This is a genomic window from Microbacterium sp. SLBN-111 (assembly GCF_049739645.1).
GTDB lineage: Bacteria > Actinomycetota > Actinomycetes > Actinomycetales > Microbacteriaceae > Microbacterium.
The window spans coordinates 2862922-2885501 of sequence record NZ_JBMGQH010000001.1; the positions used below are offsets into that span (position 1 = coordinate 2862922).

Annotated in this window: 16 protein-coding genes and 2 riboswitches; of the genes, 8 read left to right on the plus strand and 8 right to left on the minus strand. The window is 70.9% G+C overall.

The features are described from left to right. Positions 1-190 precede the first annotated feature (190 nt). The gene (locus RKD05_RS13295; protein ID WP_424711858.1) at positions 191-2131 is read left to right on the plus strand and encodes an ABC transporter ATP-binding protein; all 1941 of its coding nucleotides are present in this window, start codon (positions 191-193) and stop codon (positions 2129-2131) included. A gap of 446 nt (positions 2132-2577) precedes the next feature. On the opposite strand, the gene RKD05_RS13300 is transcribed toward RKD05_RS13295, so the two are convergent. The 6 genes from RKD05_RS13300 to RKD05_RS13325 are packed head-to-tail and all read right to left on the minus strand — an operon-like array spanning position 2578 to position 9022. Next, entirely contained in the window at positions 2578-3474 is an 897-nt protein-coding gene (locus tag RKD05_RS13300; RefSeq protein ID WP_424710678.1) for a glycosyltransferase family 2 protein, read from the minus strand. Next, a complete protein-coding gene (locus RKD05_RS13305; protein WP_424710680.1) occupies positions 3471-4601 on the minus strand; it encodes a cysteine desulfurase family protein in 1131 nt (376 codons plus the stop codon). The genes RKD05_RS13300 and RKD05_RS13305 overlap by 4 nt, the downstream gene beginning before the upstream one ends. Next, on the minus strand, positions 4598-5455 hold the full coding sequence (gene nadC / locus RKD05_RS13310) for a carboxylating nicotinate-nucleotide diphosphorylase (protein WP_424710682.1): 858 nt from the start codon (positions 5453-5455) through the stop codon (positions 4598-4600). Before nadC ends, RKD05_RS13305 begins: the two co-directional genes overlap by 4 nt. Further along, positions 5449-6957, minus strand: a complete 1509-nt coding sequence (nadB, locus tag RKD05_RS13315) for an L-aspartate oxidase (RefSeq protein WP_424710684.1) — start codon at positions 6955-6957, stop codon at positions 5449-5451. The genes nadC and nadB overlap by 7 nt, the downstream gene beginning before the upstream one ends. Further along, positions 6954-8285: a quinolinate synthase NadA gene (nadA, locus tag RKD05_RS13320; protein WP_424710686.1), complete on the minus strand. Its 1332-nt coding sequence runs from the start codon at positions 8283-8285 to the stop codon at positions 6954-6956. The genes nadB and nadA overlap by 4 nt, the downstream gene beginning before the upstream one ends. Before the next feature lie 11 nt (positions 8286-8296). Next, positions 8297-9022, minus strand: a complete 726-nt coding sequence (locus RKD05_RS13325; protein ID WP_424710688.1) for an NUDIX hydrolase — start codon at positions 9020-9022, stop codon at positions 8297-8299. 107 nt (positions 9023-9129) lie between these two features. On the opposite strand from RKD05_RS13325, the gene RKD05_RS13330 reads away from it, so the two are divergent. The 4 genes from RKD05_RS13330 (at position 9130) to gcvP (ending at position 15001) form a co-directional block, all read left to right on the plus strand. Continuing rightward, positions 9130-10305: a MarP family serine protease gene (locus tag RKD05_RS13330; protein ID WP_424710690.1), complete on the plus strand. Its 1176-nt coding sequence runs from the start codon at positions 9130-9132 to the stop codon at positions 10303-10305. Positions 10306-10371: 66 nt separating this feature from the next. Further along, a riboswitch (glycine riboswitch) is annotated at positions 10372-10466 on the plus strand. Beyond that, a riboswitch (glycine riboswitch) is annotated at positions 10467-10576 on the plus strand. 47 nt (positions 10577-10623) lie between these two features. Continuing rightward, positions 10624-11754 carry a glycine cleavage system aminomethyltransferase GcvT gene (gene gcvT / locus RKD05_RS13335; protein ID WP_424710692.1) on the plus strand — a complete coding sequence of 377 codons (1131 nt, stop codon included), beginning with the start codon at positions 10624-10626 and terminating at the stop codon, positions 11752-11754. After that, positions 11751-12125, plus strand: coding sequence for a glycine cleavage system protein GcvH (gcvH, locus tag RKD05_RS13340; protein WP_424710695.1), 375 nt, complete (start codon positions 11751-11753; stop codon positions 12123-12125). The genes gcvT and gcvH overlap by 4 nt, the downstream gene beginning before the upstream one ends. Further along, positions 12122-15001, plus strand: coding sequence for an aminomethyl-transferring glycine dehydrogenase (gcvP, locus tag RKD05_RS13345; RefSeq protein ID WP_424710697.1), 2880 nt, complete (start codon positions 12122-12124; stop codon positions 14999-15001). The genes gcvH and gcvP overlap by 4 nt, the downstream gene beginning before the upstream one ends. A 125-nt stretch (positions 15002-15126) precedes the next feature. On the opposite strand, the gene RKD05_RS13350 is transcribed toward gcvP, so the two are convergent. Continuing rightward, on the minus strand, positions 15127-16101 hold the full coding sequence (locus RKD05_RS13350; protein WP_424710699.1) for a hypothetical protein: 975 nt from the start codon (positions 16099-16101) through the stop codon (positions 15127-15129). A gap of 246 nt (positions 16102-16347) precedes the next feature. Between RKD05_RS13350 and RKD05_RS13355 the strand changes: the two genes are divergently transcribed. Beyond that, positions 16348-18087, plus strand: coding sequence for an ABC transporter substrate-binding protein (locus RKD05_RS13355; RefSeq protein WP_424710701.1), 1740 nt, complete (start codon positions 16348-16350; stop codon positions 18085-18087). Positions 18088-18100: 13 nt separating this feature from the next. Here RKD05_RS13355 and RKD05_RS13360 read toward each other — a convergent pair whose 3' ends face one another. Further along, complete coding sequence (locus RKD05_RS13360) at positions 18101-18943, minus strand: CPBP family intramembrane glutamic endopeptidase (protein ID WP_424710703.1); 843 nt, start codon at positions 18941-18943, stop codon at positions 18101-18103. A gap of 144 nt (positions 18944-19087) precedes the next feature. Here RKD05_RS13360 and RKD05_RS13365 point away from each other — a divergent pair, with 144 nt between their 5' ends. Next, the gene (locus RKD05_RS13365) at positions 19088-20878 is read left to right on the plus strand and encodes an ABC transporter family substrate-binding protein (protein ID WP_424710705.1); all 1791 of its coding nucleotides are present in this window, start codon (positions 19088-19090) and stop codon (positions 20876-20878) included. 152 nt (positions 20879-21030) lie between these two features. After that, on the plus strand, positions 21031-22575 hold the full coding sequence (locus RKD05_RS13370; protein WP_424710707.1) for an ABC transporter permease: 1545 nt from the start codon (positions 21031-21033) through the stop codon (positions 22573-22575). The last annotated feature ends 5 nt before the right edge of the window (positions 22576-22580 follow it).

Genomic DNA, 22580 nt, shown 5'->3' on the forward strand with positions numbered 1-22580 from the left:
AATCCAGGGGAGGGCGTCGTGGCGTCACGAAAGCGACGAACGTCAGACGGCAACAGCGACGGCGGGATCGCTATTCCCATCGAGGGACGACGGGGGATGCCGTGCGTGGACGCCGAGTCTATCGGTGGCCTCCGACATCGGCCGGCGCGTCCCAATGTCGTCGGTCGGACGTAGGCTGACCGGCATGAGCATGGGCGGCGGCATGGGCGGAAGCATGTTCCGCGGTGTGTACGCGGAGAGTCAACGGCAGCGCAACGCCGAGGCGCCGCGCGTGCCCGACCTCGGCCGCCGCGTGGCCGCCCTGTTCCGGCCCTACCGCGGGCGCATCGCGGTCACGATCGTCCTCGTCGTCCTCGGCGCCGCCCTCGCCGTCATCCCGCCGCTGCTCGTGCAGCGCATCTTCGACGACGCGCTCTTCCCCATCGACGGGTCGCCGGTCGATCTCGCGCTGCTGACCGAGCTCGTCGCCGCGATGATCGTCCTGTTCCTGCTCTCCGGAGGGCTCGGCGTCGCGCAGACGTGGTTCACCGCCACCGTCGGCAACCGTGTCACGGGCGATCTGCGCGTGCGGCTGTTCGACCACCTGCAGGCGATGGAGCTCGGCTTCTTCACGCGCACCAAGACCGGTGTCATCCAATCTCGACTGCAGAACGACGTCGGCGGGGTCTCGGGTGTTCTCACGAACACGGTGACCAGCATCCTCGGCAACTCCGTGACCGTCGTGGCCTCGCTCGTGGCGATGATCCTCATCGACTGGCGGCTCACGCTCATCGCGGTCGTCATCATGCCGATCCTCGTCCTCGTCCAACGGCGCGTCGGGCAGGTGCGCGCCCGCATCGCCGCGCAGACGCAGGAGTCGCTGTCCGAGCTGTCGGCCATCACGCAGGAGACCCTGAGCGTGTCGGGCATCCTGTTGTCCAAGTCCTTCAATCGTCAGCGCACCGAATCGGAGCGCTACGACGCCGAGAACGCCAACCAGGTCCGGCTCCAAGTGCGGCAGGCGATGAGCGGCCAGCGCTTCTTCGCAGTCGTGCAGGTCATCATGGCGAGCGTCCCGGCGATCATCTACCTCGTGGCGGGCATCCTGCTCGGCAGCGGCGTGGGCACGCTCACGGCGGGCACGATCGTCGCCTTCACCACGGTGCAGGCACGCCTGCTCATGCCCCTCATGGGGCTCATGCGCGTGGCGCTCGACGTGCAGACCTCGGCGGCGCTCTTCGCGCGCATCTTCGAGTACCTCGACCTGAAGCCCGCGATCGCCGACGCCCCCGACGCGATACCGGTGTCGGCGGCGCCCGGACCCGTGGGCCGTATCGAGTTCCGCGACGTCGTGTTCCGGTACCCGGATGCCGCGGAACAGGGGCGTCCCACCCTCGGCGGAGTCTCTTTCGTCGTGGAGCCCGGCGAGCACGTCGCGTTCGTCGGCCCGTCGGGTGCGGGGAAGACGACGATCCTGTACCTGACCCCGCGCATGTACGAAGCGAGCGGCGGGTCCGTGATGTTCTCGGGCGCGGACGTGCGCACCCTCGAACGCGCGTCGATCATCGACAACATCGGCATCGTCTCGCAGGAGACGTACCTCTTCCACGCCACCGTGCGCGAGAACCTGCGGTACGCCAAGCCCGAGGCGACGGATGCCGAGATCGAAGCGGCGTGCCGGGCGGCGAACATCCACCACGTCATCGCCGGGTTCGAGGACGGGTACGACACGATCGTCGGTGAACGCGGGTATCGCCTCTCGGGCGGCGAGAAGCAGCGCATCGCGATCGCGCGCGTGCTGCTCAAGGACCCGCCGGTGCTCCTGCTCGACGAGGCCACGAGCGCGCTGGACACCGTGTCGGAGCGCATCGTGCAGGAGGCGCTCGAGACCGCCGCCCACGGCCGGACGACCCTGTCCATCGCTCACCGCCTGTCGACGGTGATCGGCGCCGACCGTATCCACGTCGTGGACGCGGGCCGCATCGTCGAGTCCGGAACCCACTCGGAACTCCTCGCCGCGGGCGGCCTCTACGCCGGACTCGCCGCCGAGCAGCTCGCGGCCTCGTTCGTGCTCACCGAGGAAGAGCGCGACCGCGCCGGTCTCGCCCGCCCCGCCCTGGCGTCGCGCCGCGGCGACCAGCCGCCCGCGTAGGGCGGCCGCGCGACCGCCGCAGTCGCCTCCCGCCGCAGCGACCGGCCGCCCGCTTGGGGCGGCCGCGCGACCGCCGCTGTCTCTCTCGCGCCGACGCGCGCCGGCGTCGGGCCCGGGGCTCTGAGTGTCCAAGACACGCGGAGCGTGGCTTGTGGCATCCGCGTGTCTTGGACACTGAACTGTGGGCGGGCGGCGCCGGCGCGCTACCCACCCCGCTGAGTGTCCAGAACACGTCGCAAGTGCCGCCCTTGATGCGGCGTGTCTTGGACACCCGATCGAGAACGACAGGCGAGCGCTGCCCGGGGGTCTTCGGGCGTGTGGCGGGGAGTTGAGTGTCCAAGACACGCGGAGCGTGGGCCGTGGCATCCGCGTGTCTTGGACACCGAAGCGTGGGGCGCGCGGGCGCGCGCTGCCCACTCAAGTGCGGCACGCGAACGCGCCGCACCCTACGCGGGCAGCGTCTCCCGGAACGCCTCGAGGGCGATGCGGTACGCGGGGTCGGGGTGCGTCTCGGCGATCCGCAGCAGCGGCGGGAGGTCGAGGGCGCGGATGAGGCGCCCGCGCTCACCCACGGCGGCAAGTGCACCCGCGGCGCGCAGCACCGCGATGCCCTCGCCGAGCGCGTCGAGGTAGTCGCGCAGCACGACGACCTCGTCGAGGCGCTGCGTGATCGATCCGCCGTTGCGGCGCTGGCGCCACTCCACCACGACGTCGGGCACCACGTCGAACGCCGTCGCCAGCGTGTACATGCGCTGCGCGACGACCTGGTCCTCGTAGTAACGCCCCTCGGGGAAGCGCAGGCCGTGCGTGTGCCAGAAGTCCGTGCGGCTCAGCTTCGACCACGCCACGATGTTCCCGGATGCCGCGGGGTGCTCCGCGAGCGTCGTCGCGGTCCGTGCGGGGTCGGTGGCGGCCGTCACCCACGGCTGCACGTCGCCGGCGACGTACCCGGGGCCTTCGGCATCCGGCCGGAGCCGCACGTACGCGCCGACCACGAAGTCGCTGCCCGACGCGTCGAGGGTGTCCCACAGCCGCTCCAGGGCATGGGGCCGGAGGCGATCGTCGGCGTCGAGGAAGGCCGTGTACGGCGTCTCGATCCGGTCGAGGCCGCTGTTCCGGGCGGCCCCGAGGCCCCTGGGCTCGCGGTGCTCCACCAGCGAGAAACGCGGGTCGGCGGCTGCGGCATCGGCGAAGAGGCGGCGGGTGTCGTCGGTGGAGGCGTCGTCGACGAGGACGGCGCGCCACCGGTCGAAGGATTGCGCCTGCAGGGAATGCAGGGCTTCACCGGCGAACTCGGCCACGTCGCGGCCGGGGACGATCACGGTGATCGCGGGGGAACTCACCCGCGTGATCCTACGGCGGTCACCGCCTCGGCGACGGCGATTGCCACGGCGTCGAGATTCTGCGTCATGTGGTGCGGGAAGGTGAATCGCACGGCGGTGCGGGCGTCGTCCGGATCCAGGCCGAGCGCGAGCAGCACGTGCGACGCCTCGTCGCTGCCCGCGGCGCACGCCGAACCGCTCGACGAGACGACCCCGCGGCGCTCGAGTTCGAGCAGTACGGTCTCGCCGTTGACGCCGGGGAAGACGAAGCTCGCGGTCGCGGGCAGGCGGTGCTCGGGGTGTCCGGTGAGGCGCGCGCCGGGGACCGCGGCGAGCACGCCGCGGATGAACTCGTCGCGGAACCGCGTCGCCCGGTCCGCCTCGGCGACTCGCTCGGCCTCCGCCAGCGTCAACGCCGTCGCGAACGCCACCGCGCCGGCGACATCCGGCGTGCCGGAGCGTCGGCCGCGCTCCTGCCCGCCCCCGTGCAGCAGCGGTTCGAGGGGGAGTCGTCCGCGCACGGCCAGGATGCCGGTGCCCTTCGGCGCGCCGATCTTGTGCCCCGCGATGGTGATCGCGTCGGCGCCGAGCCCGGCGAGCGGCAGCCACCCCGCGGCCTGGACGGCGTCGAGGTGCAGCGGCACGCCCCGGGCGTGCGCCACGGCCGCGAGGGCCGCGGCATCCTGAACCGTTCCGACCTCGTTGTTGGCGTACCCGACGCTCACGAGCGCCGTGTCGTCGCGGAGCGCCGCGGCGAGCACATCCGGGGAGAGCGTCCCGGTCGCATCCACCGGTGCGTACGTGACGTCGACGCCGTGCAGGCGCGCGAGGTAGTCGGCCGAGGCGAGCACGGACTCGTGCTCGATCGCGGTGGTGACCAGGTGCTTCTTCCCCGACGGCAGCACGAGTCCCTTGACCGCGGTGTTGTTCGACTCCGTGCCGCCCGAGGTGAAGACGACGTCGCCCGACCGCATCCCGAGGATCGCGGCCACGCGCGCGCGGGCGTCCTCGAGGGCGGATGCCGCGGCCTCGCCGACCTCGTGATGGCTCGAGGGGTTGCCGAACCAGCGCGTGAGGTACGGCGCCATCGCCGCGACGACCTCGGGGCGGACCGGGGTCGTCGCGGCGTTGTCGAGGTAGAGGCTCACGTCGTCCGGATGCGGATGTCGAGGCCGAGGTCGAGGGCCGGCGCGGAGTGCGTGAGCGCGCCCACGGAGATGACGTCGACACCGGTCTCGGCGATCGCGCGCACCGTGTCGAGCGTCACGCCGCCGGAGGCCTCGACGACGGCGCTCCCCGCGATCTTCTCGACGCCCGCGCGCAGGTCGTCCAGCGAGAAGTTGTCGAGCATGATCGTGTCGACCCCGGCCGCGAGCACCGCGTCGATCTGGTCGAGTCGGTCGACCTCGACCTCCACGTGCGTCGTGTGCGGGAGGCGCGCGATCGCGCTCTCGAGGGCCTGCGTGAGCGGCAGACCGGAGGCCGCGAGGACGGCGAGGTGGTTGTCCTTCGCCATCACGGCATCCGACAGCGAGAACCGGTGATTGTGGCCGCCGCCGTCGCGGACCGCCTGCCGCTCGATCGCGCGGAGTCCCGGCGTGGTCTTGCGGGTGTCGACGATGCGCGCGCCCGTGTGGGCGACGGCGGCGACGTAGCGGCTCGTGAGGGTCGCAATGCCCGACATGCGCTGCACGAAGTTCAGCCCGATCCGTTCGGCGGTGAGCGCGGCCCGCGCGGGTCCGGTGACCACCGCGAGCACTTCGCCCGGCACGAACTCCGCGCCGTCGGCGACGCGGATCTCGACGTCGATCGTCGGATCGGTGAGCGTGAACGCGGCGCGGAAAACCTCGGCGCCGCTGAACACGCCGATCTCGCGGGCGACGAGTTCGGCGCGCGCGGTCGCGTCGGCGGGGATGAGCGTCTCGCTCGTGAGGTCGCCCCACGGGGCGTCTTCTTCGAGCGCGGCCGTGACGACGCGTTCGATGGCGGCACGGGTCAGCATGCGAGAGCCTCCTCGGCGGGGATGGATGCCACGGCGGCAGTCCCTTCGTCGGAGCGATAGTGCGCACCGATCGAGCCGCTGCGGGCGAGAGCGGCGGCGACGACGTGCTGCGCGAGCAGGAGCAGCCCGGCGTCCTCCACGGAGCGGGGTTGCGCGTCGGCGGCCCACGCCGCGAGGACGCCGGCCGCGCGTCGCAGACCCGCGGTGTCGCGGACGAGTCCCGCGTGCTCCCACATGAGCTGCTGCAGCGCGGCCCGCGAGAACGCCGGCGCGTCGGGCGCCGGGTCGACGTGGGGGAGCGCGACGGCCGCGGGCGCCTCGACCGGGGTCCAGCCGGTGTCGGTGGCCGCGGCATCCCCGGCGCGTGCGCCGAACACGGCGCCTTCGAGCAGGGAGTTGGATGCCAGCCGGTTCGCGCCATGCACACCGGTCCGCGCCGTCTCGCCGACGGCATACAGTCCCGGCACCGTGGTCCGTCCGTCGAGGTCGGTCGCGACACCGCCCATCAGGTAGTGCGCCGCGGGGGTGACGGGGATCGGCTCGCGCGACCAGTCCAGACCGCGCGCGCGGACGGCGGCGTCGATCGTGGGGAAGCGTCGCGAGAGACGCTCGGCGCCGAGGGCGGTGGCATCCAGTCGGACCGGACGTCCGCCCTGCGCGGCCATCGCCCGCCCGTTCGCCCGGGCGACGACGTCGCGCGGGGCCAGCTCGCCGTCGGGGTGGGCGTCGAACGCGAAGCGGCGGCCCTCGTCGTCGATCAGGGTCGCGCCGTCGCCGCGGACCGCCTCGGAGACGAGGAACGGCTCGCCCGCGGCCAACGCCGTGGGGTGGAACTGCACGAACTCGAGGTCGGCGACGGCCGCCCCGGCGCGGAGGGCCGCGGCGATGCCGTCGCCGGTGGCCGAGACCGGGTTGGTGGTGTGCGAATACAGCTGTCCCGCGCCGCCGGTGGCGAGGATGACCGCGTCGGCGCGCAGCCGCTCGACCGCGCCGTCCGCCTCGACGTCGATCCCGACGACGCGACCGTGCTCGACCACGAGGTCGCGGAGCAGCGTGTGCTCGCGCACCTGGATCCCGCTCGCGCGCACCGCGGCGTCCAGCGCCGCCTGGATCGCCGCACCGGTGGCATCCCCTCCCGCGTGGAGCACCCGCGGGCGCGCGTGCGCCGCTTCGAGGCCCCGCGCGAAGTCGCCGTCGGCCGCGCGGTCGAAGGCGACACCGCGTCGGACGAGCTCGGCGATGCGGTCGGGCCCCTCGGTGACGAGCGTCCGCACGGCGTCGGGGTCGTTCAGGCCGACGCCCGCCGTGAGGGTGTCCGCGATGTGCGAGTCGACGGTGTCGTCAACAGCGGTGACCGCCGCGACCCCGCCCTGCGCCCAGCGCGTGTTGGTGTCGGCCGACGCCCCCTTGGTGACGACGGTGACGTGGCATCCCTTCTCCGCCGCGTGCAGGGCCGCGGTGAGACCGGCGATGCCGCTGCCGACCACGATGACGTCGGTCATTTCACGGCGCCGTTCGGCTTGGCCGCGAGCATGCGCTCGAGGGCGACCGTCGCGGGCTCGGCGACGTCGGCAGGGACCGTGATGCGGTTGACCACCTCGCCCGCGACGAGCGACTCCAGCACCCACGCGAGGTAGCCGGGGTGGATGCGGTACATCGTCGAGCACGGGCACACGACCGGGTCGAGGCAGAAGATCTCGTGCTGCGGGAACTGCGCGGCGAGGCGCTGCACGAGGTTGATCTCGGTGCCGATCGCGAAGGTCGTGGGCTCGTCGGCCGCGGCGATGGCCTTGCGGATGATGTCGGTGGACCCGGCCTCGTCGGCGGCGTCGACGACGTCCATCGGGCATTCGGGGTGCACGATCACCCGGACGCCGGGGTGCTCGGCGCGGGCCTTGTCGATCTGCGCGACGCTGAACCGGCGGTGGACGGAGCAGAAGCCGTGCCACAGGATGACCTGGCTGTCCTCGAGCTGCTCGGCCGTGGAGCCGCCGAGGGGGCGGCGGGGGTTCCACATCGGCATCCGGTCCAGCGGCACGCCCATCGCCTTCGCGGTGTTCCGGCCCAGGTGCTGGTCGGGGAAGAAGAGCACGCGGCGGCCGCGCGCGAACGCCCACTCGAGCACCGTGCGGGCGTTGGACGAGGTGCACACGATCCCGCCGTGACGACCGACGAAGCCCTTGATGGCGGCGCTGGAGTTCATGTACGTGACCGGGATCACGGGCAGGAGGCCGTCGGCATCCGGAGTCTCGAGGTCGCCGAGGACGTCGGCGAGCTGCTCCCAGCACTCCTCGACCTGGTCGATGCTGGCCATGTCGGCCATCGAGCATCCGGCGGCGAGGTTCGGGAGGATCACGGACTGCTCGGGACGCGAGAGCAGGTCGGCGGTCTCGGCCATGAAGTGGACGCCGCAGAAGACGATCGCCTCGGCCTCGGGGTGGGCCTTCGCGGCGTTGGCGAGCTGGAACGAGTCGCCGACGTAGTCCGCGTGCCGCACGACTTCTTCGCGCTGGTAGAAGTGTCCGAGCACGACGACCCGGTCACCGAGCGTCGCCTTGGCGGCGCGGATGCGGGCGTCGAGTTCGTCGTCGGAGGCCTCGCGGTACTCGCGGGGCAGCTCGCCCTGGCGCGGCGCCCCGGTGGGGATGACGTCGCCCATCGACGAGCCCGGGCCGTATCCCGGACGCGTGTCGAAGTCCCAGGGCCCCACCGCGAGGTCGGTCGTACAGGTCGCGTCGGTCGACGCGCCGGAGACGATCGCCTGGATGACGTGATCGACGGACGGGTCGATCTCGGGGCGAGGCTGCAGGGTGAGGGTTGTCGTGCTCATGGGCGGTCCGATCAGTGACGGGACGTGAGCGGGCCGCGATCGGCGAGCTCCACGTCACGGTTGTAGCGGTACAGGCGGGCGGGTCGGTGGCTTCCGGTGCGGAAGCGTTCGGTCGGGATGACGGTGTCGGAGGTGTCGATCTGCCGACGGAAGTTCGCCGGGTCGAGCCGTCGGCCGAGGATCGTCTCGGTGACTTCGCGCAGGTCGGCGAGGGTGAACTCGTCGGGCAGGAGTCCGTGCGCGATGCGGCTGTAGCCGACCTTGTTGCGCAGACGCCACAGCGTGTACTCGACGATGTCGTTGTGGTCGAACGCGAGCGCCGGCAGGTGCGTGGCGTCGAACCACTCCACGTTCTCGGGCGCGTCGCCCTCGCGGGCGTGAGCGGCGACCTGCGCGTCGACCTCGTCGGAGCGCAGCAGCGCCCAGTAGACGATCGACACGACGCGCGTGGGGGAGCGGTCCACGGCGCCGAACGCGTACAGCTGCTCGAGATAGCTCGGCGTGAGCCCGGTGGTCTCTTCGAGGGTGCGGGATGCCGCGGCATCCAGGCTCTCGGTCGGGTCCAGCCACCCGCCGGGGAGCGCCCAACGGCCGTCGAACGGATCGCGCGTGCGGCGGACGAGCGGGAGGGACAGCACGGGCTCGTCGTGGGCGTCGCGGCGGACGCTGAAGATCACGGTCGACACCGCGACGCGCACGTCGGCGTCGCGGGGTTCGGGGCGGGGGGTTCGTGTCATTGTGACCATATCTCCGACCACGATCTTAGTGTCATCCTGACCCGAACCACAAAACGGGACTCTCCCAGCGCCGCCGCGTACCCTGACGGTCGACCCTGGAGGTACGGATGCCGGTTGTCGACATCGTGCTTATCGTGCTCCTCGCGCTGGCCCTCGTCGTGGGCATCGCGCGGGGATTCCTCGCCACGATCGGCTTCTTCGCGGGCCTCGCCGTGGGCGGCGCGGCCGCGTTCTGCCTGATCCCGTACGTCGGATCGTGGGTGACCGATTCGATGTGGCGCGGCGCCGCGATCGTCGCCGCGGGCGTCCTGCTGCTGCTTCTGGGCGCGGCGCTCGGCACGGCCGTCGGGAATGCGCTCCGGCGGGGCGCCGACCGCATCAAGCTGCGCGTGCCCGAGCGGATCCTCGGCGGGGTCGTGAACCTCGCCGCCGCCGCACTCGCGCTGTCGTTCTTCGCCGGCACGCTCACCACCGCGGGTGTTCCGGTCGTCTCCGCCGCGCTCGCGTCGTCGAACGTCGTCCGCACGATCGACCGCCTCACTCCCGACCCCGTCCGTGCCGCGCTCGCGCAACTGCGCGGTGCCGTCTTCGCCGACGGCATCCCGCGCCTGGGTCAGCTCATCCAGATCGGTCCGGTGCAGAGCGCTCCGGCGATCGCGCTCGACGACCCCGCGCTCACCCGGGCGGCGCAGTCCGTCGCCCGCATCACCGGCACCGCCTACGCGTGCGGCATCACCGCGAGCGGATCCGGGTTCGTCGTCGGCGACGGCCGCGTCCTCACCAATGCGCACGTCGTCGCGGGGGTCGACGCGCCGCTCGTCGAGCTGCCCGGACAGGAGGCGAAGGAAGGACGCGTCGTGTACTTCGACCCGACCGACGACCTCGCCGTCATCGCGGTGGACGGACTGGATGCCGCGGCCCTCCCGGTCGTCCCCGCGCTCGGTGTCGGTTCTGCCGCCGTCGTCCAGGGCTACCCGTACGGCGGACCGTTCACGTCCGGGAACGCGCAGGTGCTGTCGGAGGGCACGGTTCCGGTGCCCGACATCTACGGCGACCAGTCCGCGCCGCGCGAGATCTACGCGCTGGGTGCGGTCGTGCGGCCGGGCAACTCCGGAGGACCGCTCCTCACCCCCGAGGGCCAGGTCGCCGGTGTCGTCTTCGCGCGCTCGGAGACCGACGACAACGTCGGCTACGCGATGACCTCCGCGGAGATCGACCCCGTGCTGTCCCAGCTCGGATCGCTGTCCGCGCCCGTGGCATCCGGGAGCTGCACGACCCGCTGACGCGGAGGACTGTGTTCCGGGGCTGCGCCTCGGATATGCTGGCGCCCACAAGTCCACACCGGCCCCATGATCGATGCGGGAGAGCTCCGGCGAACGCAGCCGGGCACCGAAGGAGCAAGCCTCCCCGCCAATCTCTCAGGTACGCGTACCGCGTCGATCGGGCCACTCTGGAAAGTGACCCGGGTGCACCGGCCGGGTCCGCCGACGGTGAAAGCCCCGCGTCGCTGCGACGCCCGGGCGAAACTCTCAGGTTCATGACAGAGGGGGAGTTCTCAGGCGTCGACCGGCGTCTGACCGTCCTTTCGAACGGCAGAACTCATGACCGACACCCCCGCTCCACCGCGCTCGTCGCCCTTGCACGATCGACACGAAGCCCTCGGCGCCTCGTTCACCGACTTCGGCGGCTGGAACATGCCTGTGCGCTACTCCTCCGACCTCGCCGAGCACCGTGCCGTCCGTGAGGCCGCCGGGCTCTTCGACATCTCGCACATGGCCGAGTTCTGGGTGCACGACGGCGAGGCCGCGGAGTTCCTCGACTACGTCCTCGCGGGCCGCGTCTCGGCGATGAAGCTCGGCAAGGCGAAGTACTCGCTCGTGCTGGCCGAATCCGGCGGGATCGTCGACGACGTCATCGTCTACCGCACGGGCGTGCAGTACTACCTCGTGGTCGCGAACGCGAGCAACCGCGACGCGGTCGCGGCGGCCTTCGCGCAGGCGCGCGACACGTGGACGGGCGGCGAGCTCCCCGAGGTCGACGACGTCACCGACCACGTCGCCCTGGTCGCGCTGCAGGGGCCGCGGGCCCGCGGCATCCTGGAATCCGTCCCCGCGATCGAGATCCTCAGCACGCCGCTCGACGAACTCGGCTACTACGCCTTCACCGAGGGCACGTTCGACGGGGATTCCCTCTTCATCGCCCGCACGGGCTACACCGGCGAGGACGGGTACGAGTTGCTCGTCCCGGTCGAGCGCGCCGGCGACCTGTGGGACGCGCTCCTGGATGCCGGGTCCCCGGCGGGACTCGTCCCGTGCGGCCTCGCGGCTCGGGACACGCTGCGGCTCGAGGCCGGCATGCCGCTGTACGGCCACGAACTCTCGCGCGACGTGACGCCGGCGCAGGCCGGGCTCGGCCGCGTCGTCGCCGCCGACAAGCCCTCGTTCGTCGGCAAGGACGGCCTCGCCGCAGGCCCCGCCGACGCGCCGGTCCTCGTCGGACTCGTGTCGGAGGGCAAGCGCGCCGGCCGCGCCGGCTACACCGTGCTCCACGGCGACGACGTCGTCGGAGAGATCACCAGCGGCGCCCTGAGCCCCACCCTCGGACACCCCGTCGCGATGGCCTACGTCTCCCCGGCCGCGGCCGAACCCGGCACCACCCTGACCATCGACGTGCGCGGAACACGTATCCCCGCGACCGTCACCGCCCTTCCCTTCTACCGGAGGAACGCATGACCGACCTGACCGCACTCCGCTACACCTCCGAGCACGAGTGGATCGCCGTCGACGGCGACATCGCCACCGTGGGGATCACCGACTTCGCCGCCGAGAAGCTCGGCGACGTCGTCTTCGTCGACCTCCCGGCGGCCGACTCCGCGGTCACCGCGGGCGACGTCTGCGGCGAGATCGAGTCGACCAAGTCGGTCGGTGAGCTGTACGCCCCGCTCGACGGCACCGTCGTCGAGATCAACGACGCCGTGGTCGACGACCCGTCGCTCGTCAACGCCGACCCGTTCGGCGACGGCTGGCTCGTGAAGATCCGCCTCGGCGGCGACCTGCCCGCCGACCTGCTCGACCGCGCCGCGTACGAGGACCTCACCGCATGAGCCTGACCACCTCCCCCCGGACGGATGCCGCTGCACCCGCGGCCTTCACCGATCGCCACATCGGCATCGGCGCCCACGACCGCGCCCGCATGCTCGAGGTCGTCGGGTACGACAGCGTCGAACGGCTCGTCGAGACCGCCGTCCCGGCATCCATTCACGTCCGACCCCGCGAGACCACCGACCTGCCGCCCGCCGCGACCGAGGCGGAGGCGCTCGCCGAGCTGCGCGAGCTCGCGTCGGCGAACCGATCCGCCCGCCCGATGATCGGCCTGGGGTACTACGACACGTTCACGCCGTCGGTGATCCAGCGGAACGTGCTGGAGAACCCGTCCTGGTACACCGCGTACACGCCGTACCAGCCGGAGATCTCGCAGGGGCGGCTGGAAGCGCTCATCAACTTCCAGACCATGGTCACCGACCTCACCGGTCTCGCGACGGCCAACGCGTCGATGCTCGATGAGTCCACCGCGGTCGTGGAGGGCATGCTCGTCGCCCGCCGCGCGTCCAAGGCCAAGACCGACGTCTTCCTCGTCGACGCCGACGCGCTGCCGCAGACCAAGGCGCTGCTCGCGCACCGGGCCGCAGCTGTCGGCATCGAGCTGGTCGAGACGTCGTACGACGGGGAGATCCCCGAGAGCTTCGGCGCCTTCGTGCAGTACCCCGGGGCCACCGGGCGCGTGTGGGACTTCTCCGACGTCGCGTCGGCCGTCCACCGCCACGGCGGCCTCGTCGTCGCCGCGGCCGACCTGCTGGCTCTCACGCTGCTGCGCTCGCCGGGGACCCTCGGCGCCGACGTGGCCGTGGGGACCACGCAGCGCTTCGGCGTGCCGCTCGGCTTCGGCGGTCCGCACGCCGGATACATGGCCGTGCGCACGGGCCTCGAGCGTCAGCTGCCGGGTCGTCTCGTGGGCGTGTCGGTGGATGCCGCGGGCAACCCCGCCTACCGCCTGTCGCTGCAGACGCGCGAACAGCACATCCGCCGCGAGAAGGCCACGTCGAACATCTGCACCGCGCAGGTGCTCCTGGCCGTGATGGCCGCGATGTACGCCGTGTACCACGGGCCCGACGGGCTGCGCGCGATCGCGACCCGGGTCGCGCGGACCGCCGACGCCCTGGCATCCGCTCTCGTGTCGTACGACCTCACGCTCGCGTCCGACGCATTCTTCGACACCGTGCGCGTGCACGTGCCGGGGCGCGCGCAGGACGTCGTCGACCGCGCCCGCGAGCGCGGCTACCAGCTGCTGTGGGTCGACGACGCCACCGTGGGCGTCTCGGTCGACGAGACGACGGCGGAGGCCGATGTCGCCGCGATCGTGGCATCCTTCGGTCTGCCCGCCGAGGAGCTGCCGGCGGGAGAGGCGCTGCGCGGCGTTCCCGAGCGACTGCACCGCGAGGACGCGTATCTCACTCACCCCGTCTTCCACGCGCACCGCAGCGAGACGGCGATGATGCGGTACCTCAAGACGCTCGCCGACCGCGACTACGCGCTGGACCGGGGAATGATCCCGCTCGGCTCGTGCACCATGAAGCTGAACGCCGCGACCGAGATGGCGGCGGTGTCGTGGCCGGAGTTCGCGCGCGTGCACCCGTTCGCGCCCGAGGCCGACGTGCACGGCTACCTCGCGATGATCGAGCAGCTGGAGCGCTGGCTCGCCGAGGTCACGGGGTACGACGCCGTGTCGCTGCAGCCGAACGCCGGCTCGCAGGGCGAACTCGCGGGACTCCTCGCGATCCGCGGCTACCACCACGCGAACGGCGACACCGAGCGCACCGTCTGCCTCATCCCGTCGTCGGCGCACGGGACGAACGCCGCGTCGGCGGTGCTTGCCGGGATGCGGGTCGTCGTCGTCGCGTGCGACGAGGCCGGGAACGTCGACCTCGACGACCTGCGGGCCAAGATCGCGCAGCACGCCGAGGCCCTCTCGGCCCTGATGATCACGTACCCGTCGACGCACGGCGTGTACGAGCACGACGTCCTCGAGATCACGCAGGCCGTGCACGACGCCGGCGGGCAGGTGTACGTCGACGGGGCGAACCTGAACGCACTGCTCGGGTTCGCCCGCTTCGGCGACCTCGGCGGCGACGTGTCGCACCTGAACCTGCACAAGACGTTCGCGATTCCGCACGGCGGCGGTGGACCCGGTGTGGGTCCCGTGGCGGCGAAGGCGCACCTCGCGCCGTTCCTCCCGTCGCACCCGTTCTCGCAGCGCGCGGATCACGCCGGCGGCGTGTTCGACGGCGGACCGGTGTCGGCCGCGCCGCACGGATCGGCCGGCATCCTGCCCATCTCGTGGGCGTACGTGCGGATGATGGGCGCCGAAGGACTCCGGCAGGCGACCGCGGCCGCCGTGCTGTCGGCGAACTACATCGCCGCGCGCCTGCGCGAGCACTACCCGGTGCTGTACGCCGGCGAGGGCGGCCTCGTGGCGCACGAGTGCATCCTCGACCTGCGTCCCCTCAAGGAGCAGACCGGGATCACGGTCGACGACGTCGCCAAACGCCTCATCGACTACGGCTTCCACGCCCCGACGATGTCGTTCCCGGTGGCCGGCACCCTGATGGTCGAGCCGACCGAGAGCGAAGACCTCGCCGAGCTCGACCGATTCGTGGATGCCATGATCGCGATCAAGGGCGAAGCCCTCGCGGTCGCGGCGGGGGAGTGGCCCGCCGACGACAACCCGCTCGTGAACGCCCCGCACACCGCGGAGGCGGCGGTCGCGAACGAGTGGCTGCACGCGTACCCCCGGGAGACCGCGGTGTACCCGCAGCGCTCGCTCGTCCGCGGGAAGTACTGGCCGCCCGTGCGCCGCATCGACCAGGCGTACGGCGACCGGAACCTCGTGTGCTCCTGCCCTCCGCCGGAGGCGTTCGCGTAGCGCGCGGCCGCGCGGGGTCCAGTGCGCGGTGACCGCGAGACTGCATCCGCGTGACGAGACTGCGGCAGGTTGCAGTGGGGTTGTCACGCGCGTGCAGTCTCGCGGGAGCGGGGCCCGGGGCCTCATCACGCGGACCCGGTCCCGCTGCGGCCGGAGCGCAGCAGTCGTCCGAGGCTGGACAGGTGCTGCAGATCCGGCGGGGAGTTCGGCGTCAGCCCAACGGAGAGCAGGATGTCGCGCAGTGACGACGGGTCGGCGAGGTCGCCCCACGACCAGTGCGCCACGGCCCGGGCGCCGTGGCGGCGGAGCCGACGATCGCGCTCCTCACGTGCCTTCAACACGGCCACGGGATCGCCGAACCGGCCGTCGTAGGTGAGGTGCCCATCGGCCTCGCCGGCCACGCGCAGCCCGGGCCACCACATGTCCGTGCGATCGCCGTCGTCGTCGGACACCCCGATCCACCGCTGCAGTTTCGGCGCCGGGAAACCCCACCACTCGGCAGTCACGCGGCTGACCGACTCCAACGCGGATTCCGCGGCCCCATCCGCCCGATCCAGTGTCCAGCGCGCCCGACGACGGCCCCGAGCCGAAGCCCGCTGCTCGTTGAGAGCCGACAGCATGGATGCCGTCGACTCGCCGCGTCGGATCGTGGCATCCGCCGCCGCCAGCCCGGCGGCCGGGTGTCGGACTCGGGCGAGGTCGATGCACGTGTCGGCCGCGGACGTCACCAGGATGCCGCCGACCTCCTCGAGCACTCGGTCGGAATGTGCGCTGGTGTGCACGTGGATGCCACTCGCCCGGCGTGCTGTCGCGGTGTCGGAGGCGAGCACGTGGACCGCCTCGACCTTCCCCACCGTTGGCAGCCCCCACACCAGCGCCGCGGACTCGAGGCACAACACGGCGTCCGGCTGCCGCAGCAGATGCGCGTGGACGCGCGCGAGATCGCGCTCCCACGGAGAGAGGGACTGCCAGTCGCCCGCCGCCGCGAAGACTCCGCGCAGGACGGGCACCACATCTCCGCGCCGGATGCTGCGGGTCGAATGCGTGAGTTCGGTCGCGCGGAGCAGGGGGATCGGTGAAGTGGGCGGTTTCGGTGTCACGCCCTCAGGCTGTGGCATCCATCGCTGCCCCGAACACCAATCCACAGCCCCAATCGGTCGTCACGGCCCTGTGGAGGGGTCGATTCGACGCTCATGGCCGCGAGACTGCAACCGCCTGACGTCTCCACTGCAGCCTGCAACCGAGATGTCAGCCAGATGCAGTCTCGCGGTTGGGCCCGGGCCCACGACCCCGCCCGGCCCGACCCGGCCCGGGGAACGCACAGGGGCGTTGGGTAGGGTGCGCATGTGCACCTCGAGCAGTACCAGCAGACCTCGATGACATCGCGACGCCGCCTCGCGCGGCTGGTCGTCCTCACCGTGGCCGCAGGCCTCGCGCTCACCGGCTGCGCGGCCCCGCAGCCGGCACCCGTGGAGCAGCCCCCGGCGCGGACGACGCTGAGCGTGGGCGTGGTCGGGACGCTGACCAGCTTCAACGCCGGGACCGCCCACGGCGACACCGACGCGAACCGCGCGCTGAACGCCCTGATGAACGAGAACCTCGGATCGCTCGACGGCAATCTCCAGGTGGTTCCCAACGACGGCCTGGGGCGCATCACACGCGTCGAGGGCAACCCGCTCAAGGTCACCTACGAGCTCTTCCCCGACCGCGTCTGGTCGGACGGAACTCCCATCACCCTCGACGACCTCATGTTCGGCTGGGCCGTCTCTTCGCACTACTTCGACGACGCGACGTACGACGCCACCGGGGCCATCGTCTCGGGGACCCGGTACTTCGAGACGTCGATACCGGCCGACCCGAACGCACGCACGACGCGGCCCACCCTCGACCGTGCCGCCGACACACTGACGCTGACGTACGACGAGCCCTTCGCCGACTGGAACCGGCAGTGGCTGCTCGACCGTCCCGTGCACGTGATCGCCGCCAAGGCAGGCGTGACCGTCCGCGAGCTCATGACGGCGATCCAGACGGTCCCGGAGGGCGATCCCGCCGCTCCCGCGGCACCCAACCCCGTCCTGGCCGCCGCCGCCACCGCGTGGAACACGGGCTTCGACGCCGCCGCGGACGGCACTCTCGACGTCGCCTCGGCCGTGGCATCCGGTCCGTGGACGGTCGGCGAGGCGTCCAGCGCATCCGTCTCGCTCGTCCGGCGCGAGAACTACCAGGGCGCGCACTACCCGGGACTCGAGGGCCTCACCGTGCGGTTCTACCCCGACCGAGCGACGCAGATCGCCGCCCTCGCCGCGGGCGAGGTCGACATCGCCAACATCGGCGACCCGGATGCCACCGATCTCGAGACGCTCACGGCCGCCGGTGTGACCGTGACCACCGGTCCGACGGCGCAGACCTTGCAGCTTCGCTTCGCCGACACGACGTCCAACGCCCTGCGCAAGGCGGTCTTCCTCTCCATCGATCGCGACGCGCTCGTGAAGGACATCCTCTCGAAGCAGCGGGGGGACGCCCGTCCGCTGCAGTCCTTCCTCTCGTCCGCCGCGACCGGACAGACGTACCAGCAGCTCAGCTCCGACAACGGCTCGCCGGGCACGGGAAGCGACGTCGGCGGCGCGCGATCCGCTCTCGACGACCGTCCCGCGGTCCTCCGCGTCGCGTACGACCCCGCGGACGACGATTCCGCCGAGGTGTTCGCGCACCTCGTGACGATGGCCGCCGAGGCCGGCATCGCGGTCCGCGCCGCCACCACCACGGACACTCCGGATGCCACCCTGGCGTGGGTCGGAGAGGACGAGAGCCTCTACCGGTCGGCGCGCGACCGCCTGGCCGAGGGCGTCACGTCCGTCGATGCGGAGAAGACGTTCGACCAGATGACCCGGGACACCGATCCCGTGGACGTGCTGGCCGCGGCCAAGGACATCGATCGCGCGCTGTTCGCGGAGTACGCGGGCGTCCCGCTGTTCGAGCGGACCGGCGCGGTCGCGGTGGGCAAGGGCGTCGGCGGTGTGACGTACACGTCGGAACCCGACGGCATCCCGCCGTCCTTCTGGACCTGGACGCCGCCCGCGCCCTGACGACCTCGCGGCCTCATGCGCTGGGGCTCGGGGACGGTGTCGGGGGCGCGAAGACCCCGGGCCACCAGGCCGCCGCCAGTGGATAGCCGACGAACGCGATCACGTCGATGAGCGTGTGGGCCACCACGAGCGGCATGACGCGTGCCCAGCGTCGGTAGCACCAGCCGAAGACGAGACCCATGACGACGTTGCCGAGCGCCGACGGCCACCCCTGGTACAGGTGGTAGCTGCCGCGCAGGAGCGCCGTCGACACGAGGATCCAGCCCCACGACCAGCCCAGGCGCCGCAGGCGATCGAACAGGTAACCGAGGAAGATGACCTCCTCGGTGAGGCCCGCGCGCAGCGCCGCGAGGACCAGCAGCGCGATCACCCACCACGACGAGTCGAGCGGCGCGGGCACGACCGTGATGCTCTGCCCGAGGAGCCGCCCGACGGCGTACACGCCGATACCCGGCACCCCGATCAGTGCGACGAGGGCCACTCCCCGCACCACGTCGGAGCCGAAGCGTCGGAAGTCCAAGCCGATGCGGCGCAGCGCGTTGTCGGCCGGCTCCCACAGCAGGTAGACGGCGAGGGCCACGAGGGCGAGGGAGAAGAAGATCCCGAGGAACTGGTACAGCGCGTCCCAGAACGGCTCATCGCTCCGAGAGGGGTTCAGCTGCGTCTGCTGCTGGGCGATCGGGGCGCGTGTCGCGGTTCGGATGAACGCGACGACCGAGTAGATCGCGGACTGCCCGACGCTCACGAGGAGGATGAGCACGACCTCCCAGGGGAGCCTCCGACGACGGAAACCGTCTTGTTCGATTCCGGGATCGTTGAAGCCCACAGTGCGCCACACGTTGTCAGATTGCCACATGAAGCGCCTCTCTAATTAAAGGTATGTAACGGTTTCCCCAGGAGTTTTGACCAACGCAGAGCGTTTACCTATCGTTTCCGTATCCACGGCCCCCCGCTGTCCCGACGGTCGGGGGTGCCCGTCAAACCTTGCACAGGAGGCAAAGTGTCTGAAAAGACTCGGCGCACGCGCGCCCTGGCGGCGGGAGCAGGTGTCGCCGTCGCGGCGCTCGCGCTCGCCGGCTGCACCACCACTGCCACGCCCGACGCGGGCGCCAGCAGCGGCGGCACCATCACCATCGCCACCACGAACGCGTTCACCTCGTTCAACGGCGACACCCCCGAGGCGAACCTCGACACCAACGGCATGGTGGGCTACCTCACCGGTGTCAGCGGCGGCCTCGGCCTCGGTGGTTTCCAGCGCCTCGACAAGGACTTCAGCGTCCTCGACAACACCGACTTCGGAACCTACGAGAAGGTCTCCGACGACCCGCTGACGGTGAAGTACACCATCAACCCCGGCCTGACCTGGTCGGACGGCGAGCCCATCAACGCCGACGACATGCTCGTCAACTGGGCCATCAACTCGGGCTACTACGACGACGCCAAGATCGATGCCGCGTCGGGCGAGGTCACCAGCGGCACGCAGTACTTCACGCTCGCGGGCAGCACCGCGGGTCTCGACACGACCGCGTTCCCGACCATCAGCGACGACAACATGTCGATGACCCTCGTCTACTCGACGCCGTTCGTGGACTGGGAGCTCGTCAACCCGATCGGCAAGCCGGCTCACGTGCTCGCCGAGAAGGCCGGTGTCTCCGAGGAAGACTTCATCAAGGTCCTAAAGGACACCCCGAAGGGCAACCCGGACGCCCCCGTCACCCCCAACGCCACGCTGAAGGCCGCGGCCGACTTCTGGAACAAGGGCTACGACGTCACGGCCATGCCGACCGACCAGAGCCTCCTCGTCGCGAGCGGTCCGTTCATCGTGACCGACTTCACCCCCGAGCAGAGCATCACGCTGGGCAAGAACCCCAACTACAAGGGCAGCATGTCGCCCAAGTACGACCAGCTGATCATCCGCTTCATCGGTGACGCCAACGCGCAGGTCACGGCCCTCCAGAACGGCGAGGTCCAGGCCATCCAGCCGCAGCCCTCCGCCGACACGCTGACGGCGCTGAAGAACGCCAACGCCACGGTCCACTCCGGCAGCCAGCTGTCGTACGACCACGTCGACCTGACCTTCGCCGGTGTGTTCGCCGACGCCAACGTCCGCGAGGCCTTCCTCAAGACGATCCCGCGCCAGCAGATCCTCGACTCGATCATCACGCCGATCAACCCCGACGCCGAGGTGCTGAACTCGCAGATCTTCCTGCCGACCGATGGCGACCAGTACACGACCGCCGTCTCGGCCAGTGGCTACGACAAGTTCGGCGAGCCCGACATCGCGGGTGCCAAGGCGCTGCTGAACGGTGCGACCCCCACGGTCCGCATCCTCTACAACACCAAGAACCCGAACCGTGTCGACAGCTTCCGCGCCATCCAGCAGTCGGCGCAGCAGGCGGGCTTCAACATCGTGGACGCCGGTTCGCCCGACTGGGGCAAGCTCCTCGGCAGCGGCAGCTACGACGTGTCGATCTTCGGCTGGATCTCGCCGGGTGCCGGTAACGCCGCGCTCCCGCAGATCTTCAAGACCGCGGGCGGCGGAAACTACAACAACTACAGCAACGCGACCGTCGACAGCCTCGTCGACGAGAGCCAGGTCACGACCGACAAGGACAAGCTGGCCGACATCAAGGTGAAGATCGACGCTGAGACGGCCAAGGACTTCTACGGTCTGCCGCTGTTCCAGCTCCCCGGTGTCTTCGCCGACAACGGCACCGTCAAGGGCATCGACTACTTCGGTGGCCAGACGGGCATCGTGTGGAACGCGCAGGAGTGGACGCTCAACGGTTGATGAACCGCTGAATCCCTCGTGAGGCGCCGGAGTCGCTCGGCTCCGGCGCCTCACTTCGTGTGCGCGCGGCGTGCCACCCCCTGCGCTGCGCGACTATCCTTTCCAGGACGCCCACAGGCGTCCTCCACCCGATCGAAAGAAGTCCTCCCGCGATGGTCGGATTCATCCTCAGGCGCATCGCCGTCTCGATCCTGGTCCTGCTCGCAGCGTCGTTCATCATGTACGTGCTGTCCGCCAACTCCGGCGACCCCCTGCAGGACCTGCGCGACAGCTCCGCCGCCAACCGTGACCAGCTCATCGCCGCCCGTGTCGCGGCCCTCGACCTCAACGTCCCCGTACCGTTGCGGTACTTCCTCTGGCTCGGCGGCGCCGCCGGCTGCCTCATCCCGTTCGCGGGGACCTGCAACCTCGGTCTGACGATCTCCAACGCCGCCGTCACCGACATCCTTCCGACCGCCATCGGTTCGACCCTCCAGCTCGTGACAGCGTCGTTCGTGCTGGCGATCGTCCTCGGCATCGTCGTCGGCGTCGTCTCGGCCCTCCGCCAGTACAGCGGCTTCGACTTCGGCATCACGCTGCTGAGCTTCTTCCTCTTCTCGCTCCCGTCGTTCCTGGTCGCCGTCCTCCTCAAGGAGTTCCTGGCTCTCGGCTTCAACGACTTCCTGGCGTCGGCGACCTCCATCCCGATCTGGCTGATCATCCTGCTGGGTGTCGTCATGGCGATCATCTGGCAGGCCATGATCGGCGGCGACGTCCGCCGTCGTCTGATCGTGGGCGTCGTCTCGGGTCTGGCCACCATCGCCCTGCTGGTGTACTTCGACCTCACCGACTGGTTCCGTCACCCCGGTTTCGGGCCGGTCGGCCTGCTGCTGCTGATCGCCGGAGTCGTCGTGATCACGACGGCGCTCATCTCCGGATTGAGCAACCGCCGCGCGCTGATCGTCGCGGCCCTCAACGGTGCGATCGCGTACGTCTGCTACTTCGCCCTGCAGGGCCTGTTCGACATCTCGACGTTCGCGACGATCATCATCCTGGGCGTCGTCGCCGTGGCCGTGGGTCTCATCACCGGTTACGTGCTGGGCGCTCCCGACCGTGGCATGGTCGCCCGCATCGGCGGCATCGTCGCGTTCTTCTCCGGCGCGCTCGTCGTGCTCGACCGTTACATGCAGTCGTGGCCGCAGTACATGGCCAACCCGCGGATCAACAACCGCCCCATCGCGACGGTGGGTGCGGGTACTCCCGGGTTCACCGCGGACATGTGGGTCAGCGGAATCGACACGTTCACCCACCTGCTGCTGCCGACGATCTCGCTGCTGCTGATCTCGTTCGCCGGCTACACGCGCTACGCGCGTGCCGGAATGCTCGAAGTGATGAACCAGGACTACATCCGCACGGCGCGCGCGAAGGGCCTCCCGGAGCGCACGGTCATCCTGCGGCACGGCCTGCGGAACATGCTGATCCCGATCGTGACCCTCGTCGCCACCGACGTCGGCGCGCTCCTGGGTGGTGCGGTCATCACGGAGCGGGTCTTCGCGATCTCGGGCATGGGCGCGTTGTTCGTCACCTCGATCCAACGCGTGGACGTGAACCCCGTGATGGGGTACTTCATCGTCATCGCCATCACGGCGATCCTGTTCAACTTCCTGGCCGATCTCGCCTACGCCGTGCTCGATCCCCGCGTGCGAGTGGTCGCATGATCGCC

Coding starts and splice junctions, on each gene's coding strand:
- RKD05_RS13295 (WP_424711858.1), top strand. CDS start 191: ATGGGCGGCGGCATGGGCGGAAGCATGTTCCGCGGTGTGTACGCGGAG.
- nadC (WP_424710682.1), bottom strand. CDS start 5,455: ATGCTGACCCGTGCCGCCATCGAACGCGTCGTCACGGCCGCGCTCGAA.
- nadB (WP_424710684.1), bottom strand. CDS start 6,957: ATGACCGACGTCATCGTGGTCGGCAGCGGCATCGCCGGTCTCACCGCG.
- nadA (WP_424710686.1), bottom strand. CDS start 8,285: ATGAGCACGACAACCCTCACCCTGCAGCCTCGCCCCGAGATCGACCCG.
- RKD05_RS13325 (WP_424710688.1), bottom strand. CDS start 9,022: ATGACACGAACCCCCCGCCCCGAACCCCGCGACGCCGACGTGCGCGTC.
- RKD05_RS13330 (WP_424710690.1), top strand. CDS start 9,130: ATGCCGGTTGTCGACATCGTGCTTATCGTGCTCCTCGCGCTGGCCCTC.
- gcvT (WP_424710692.1), top strand. CDS start 10,624: ATGACCGACACCCCCGCTCCACCGCGCTCGTCGCCCTTGCACGATCGA.
- gcvH (WP_424710695.1), top strand. CDS start 11,751: ATGACCGACCTGACCGCACTCCGCTACACCTCCGAGCACGAGTGGATC.
- gcvP (WP_424710697.1), top strand. CDS start 12,122: ATGAGCCTGACCACCTCCCCCCGGACGGATGCCGCTGCACCCGCGGCC.
- RKD05_RS13360 (WP_424710703.1), bottom strand. CDS start 18,943: ATGTGGCAATCTGACAACGTGTGGCGCACTGTGGGCTTCAACGATCCC.
- RKD05_RS13370 (WP_424710707.1), top strand. CDS start 21,031: ATGGTCGGATTCATCCTCAGGCGCATCGCCGTCTCGATCCTGGTCCTG.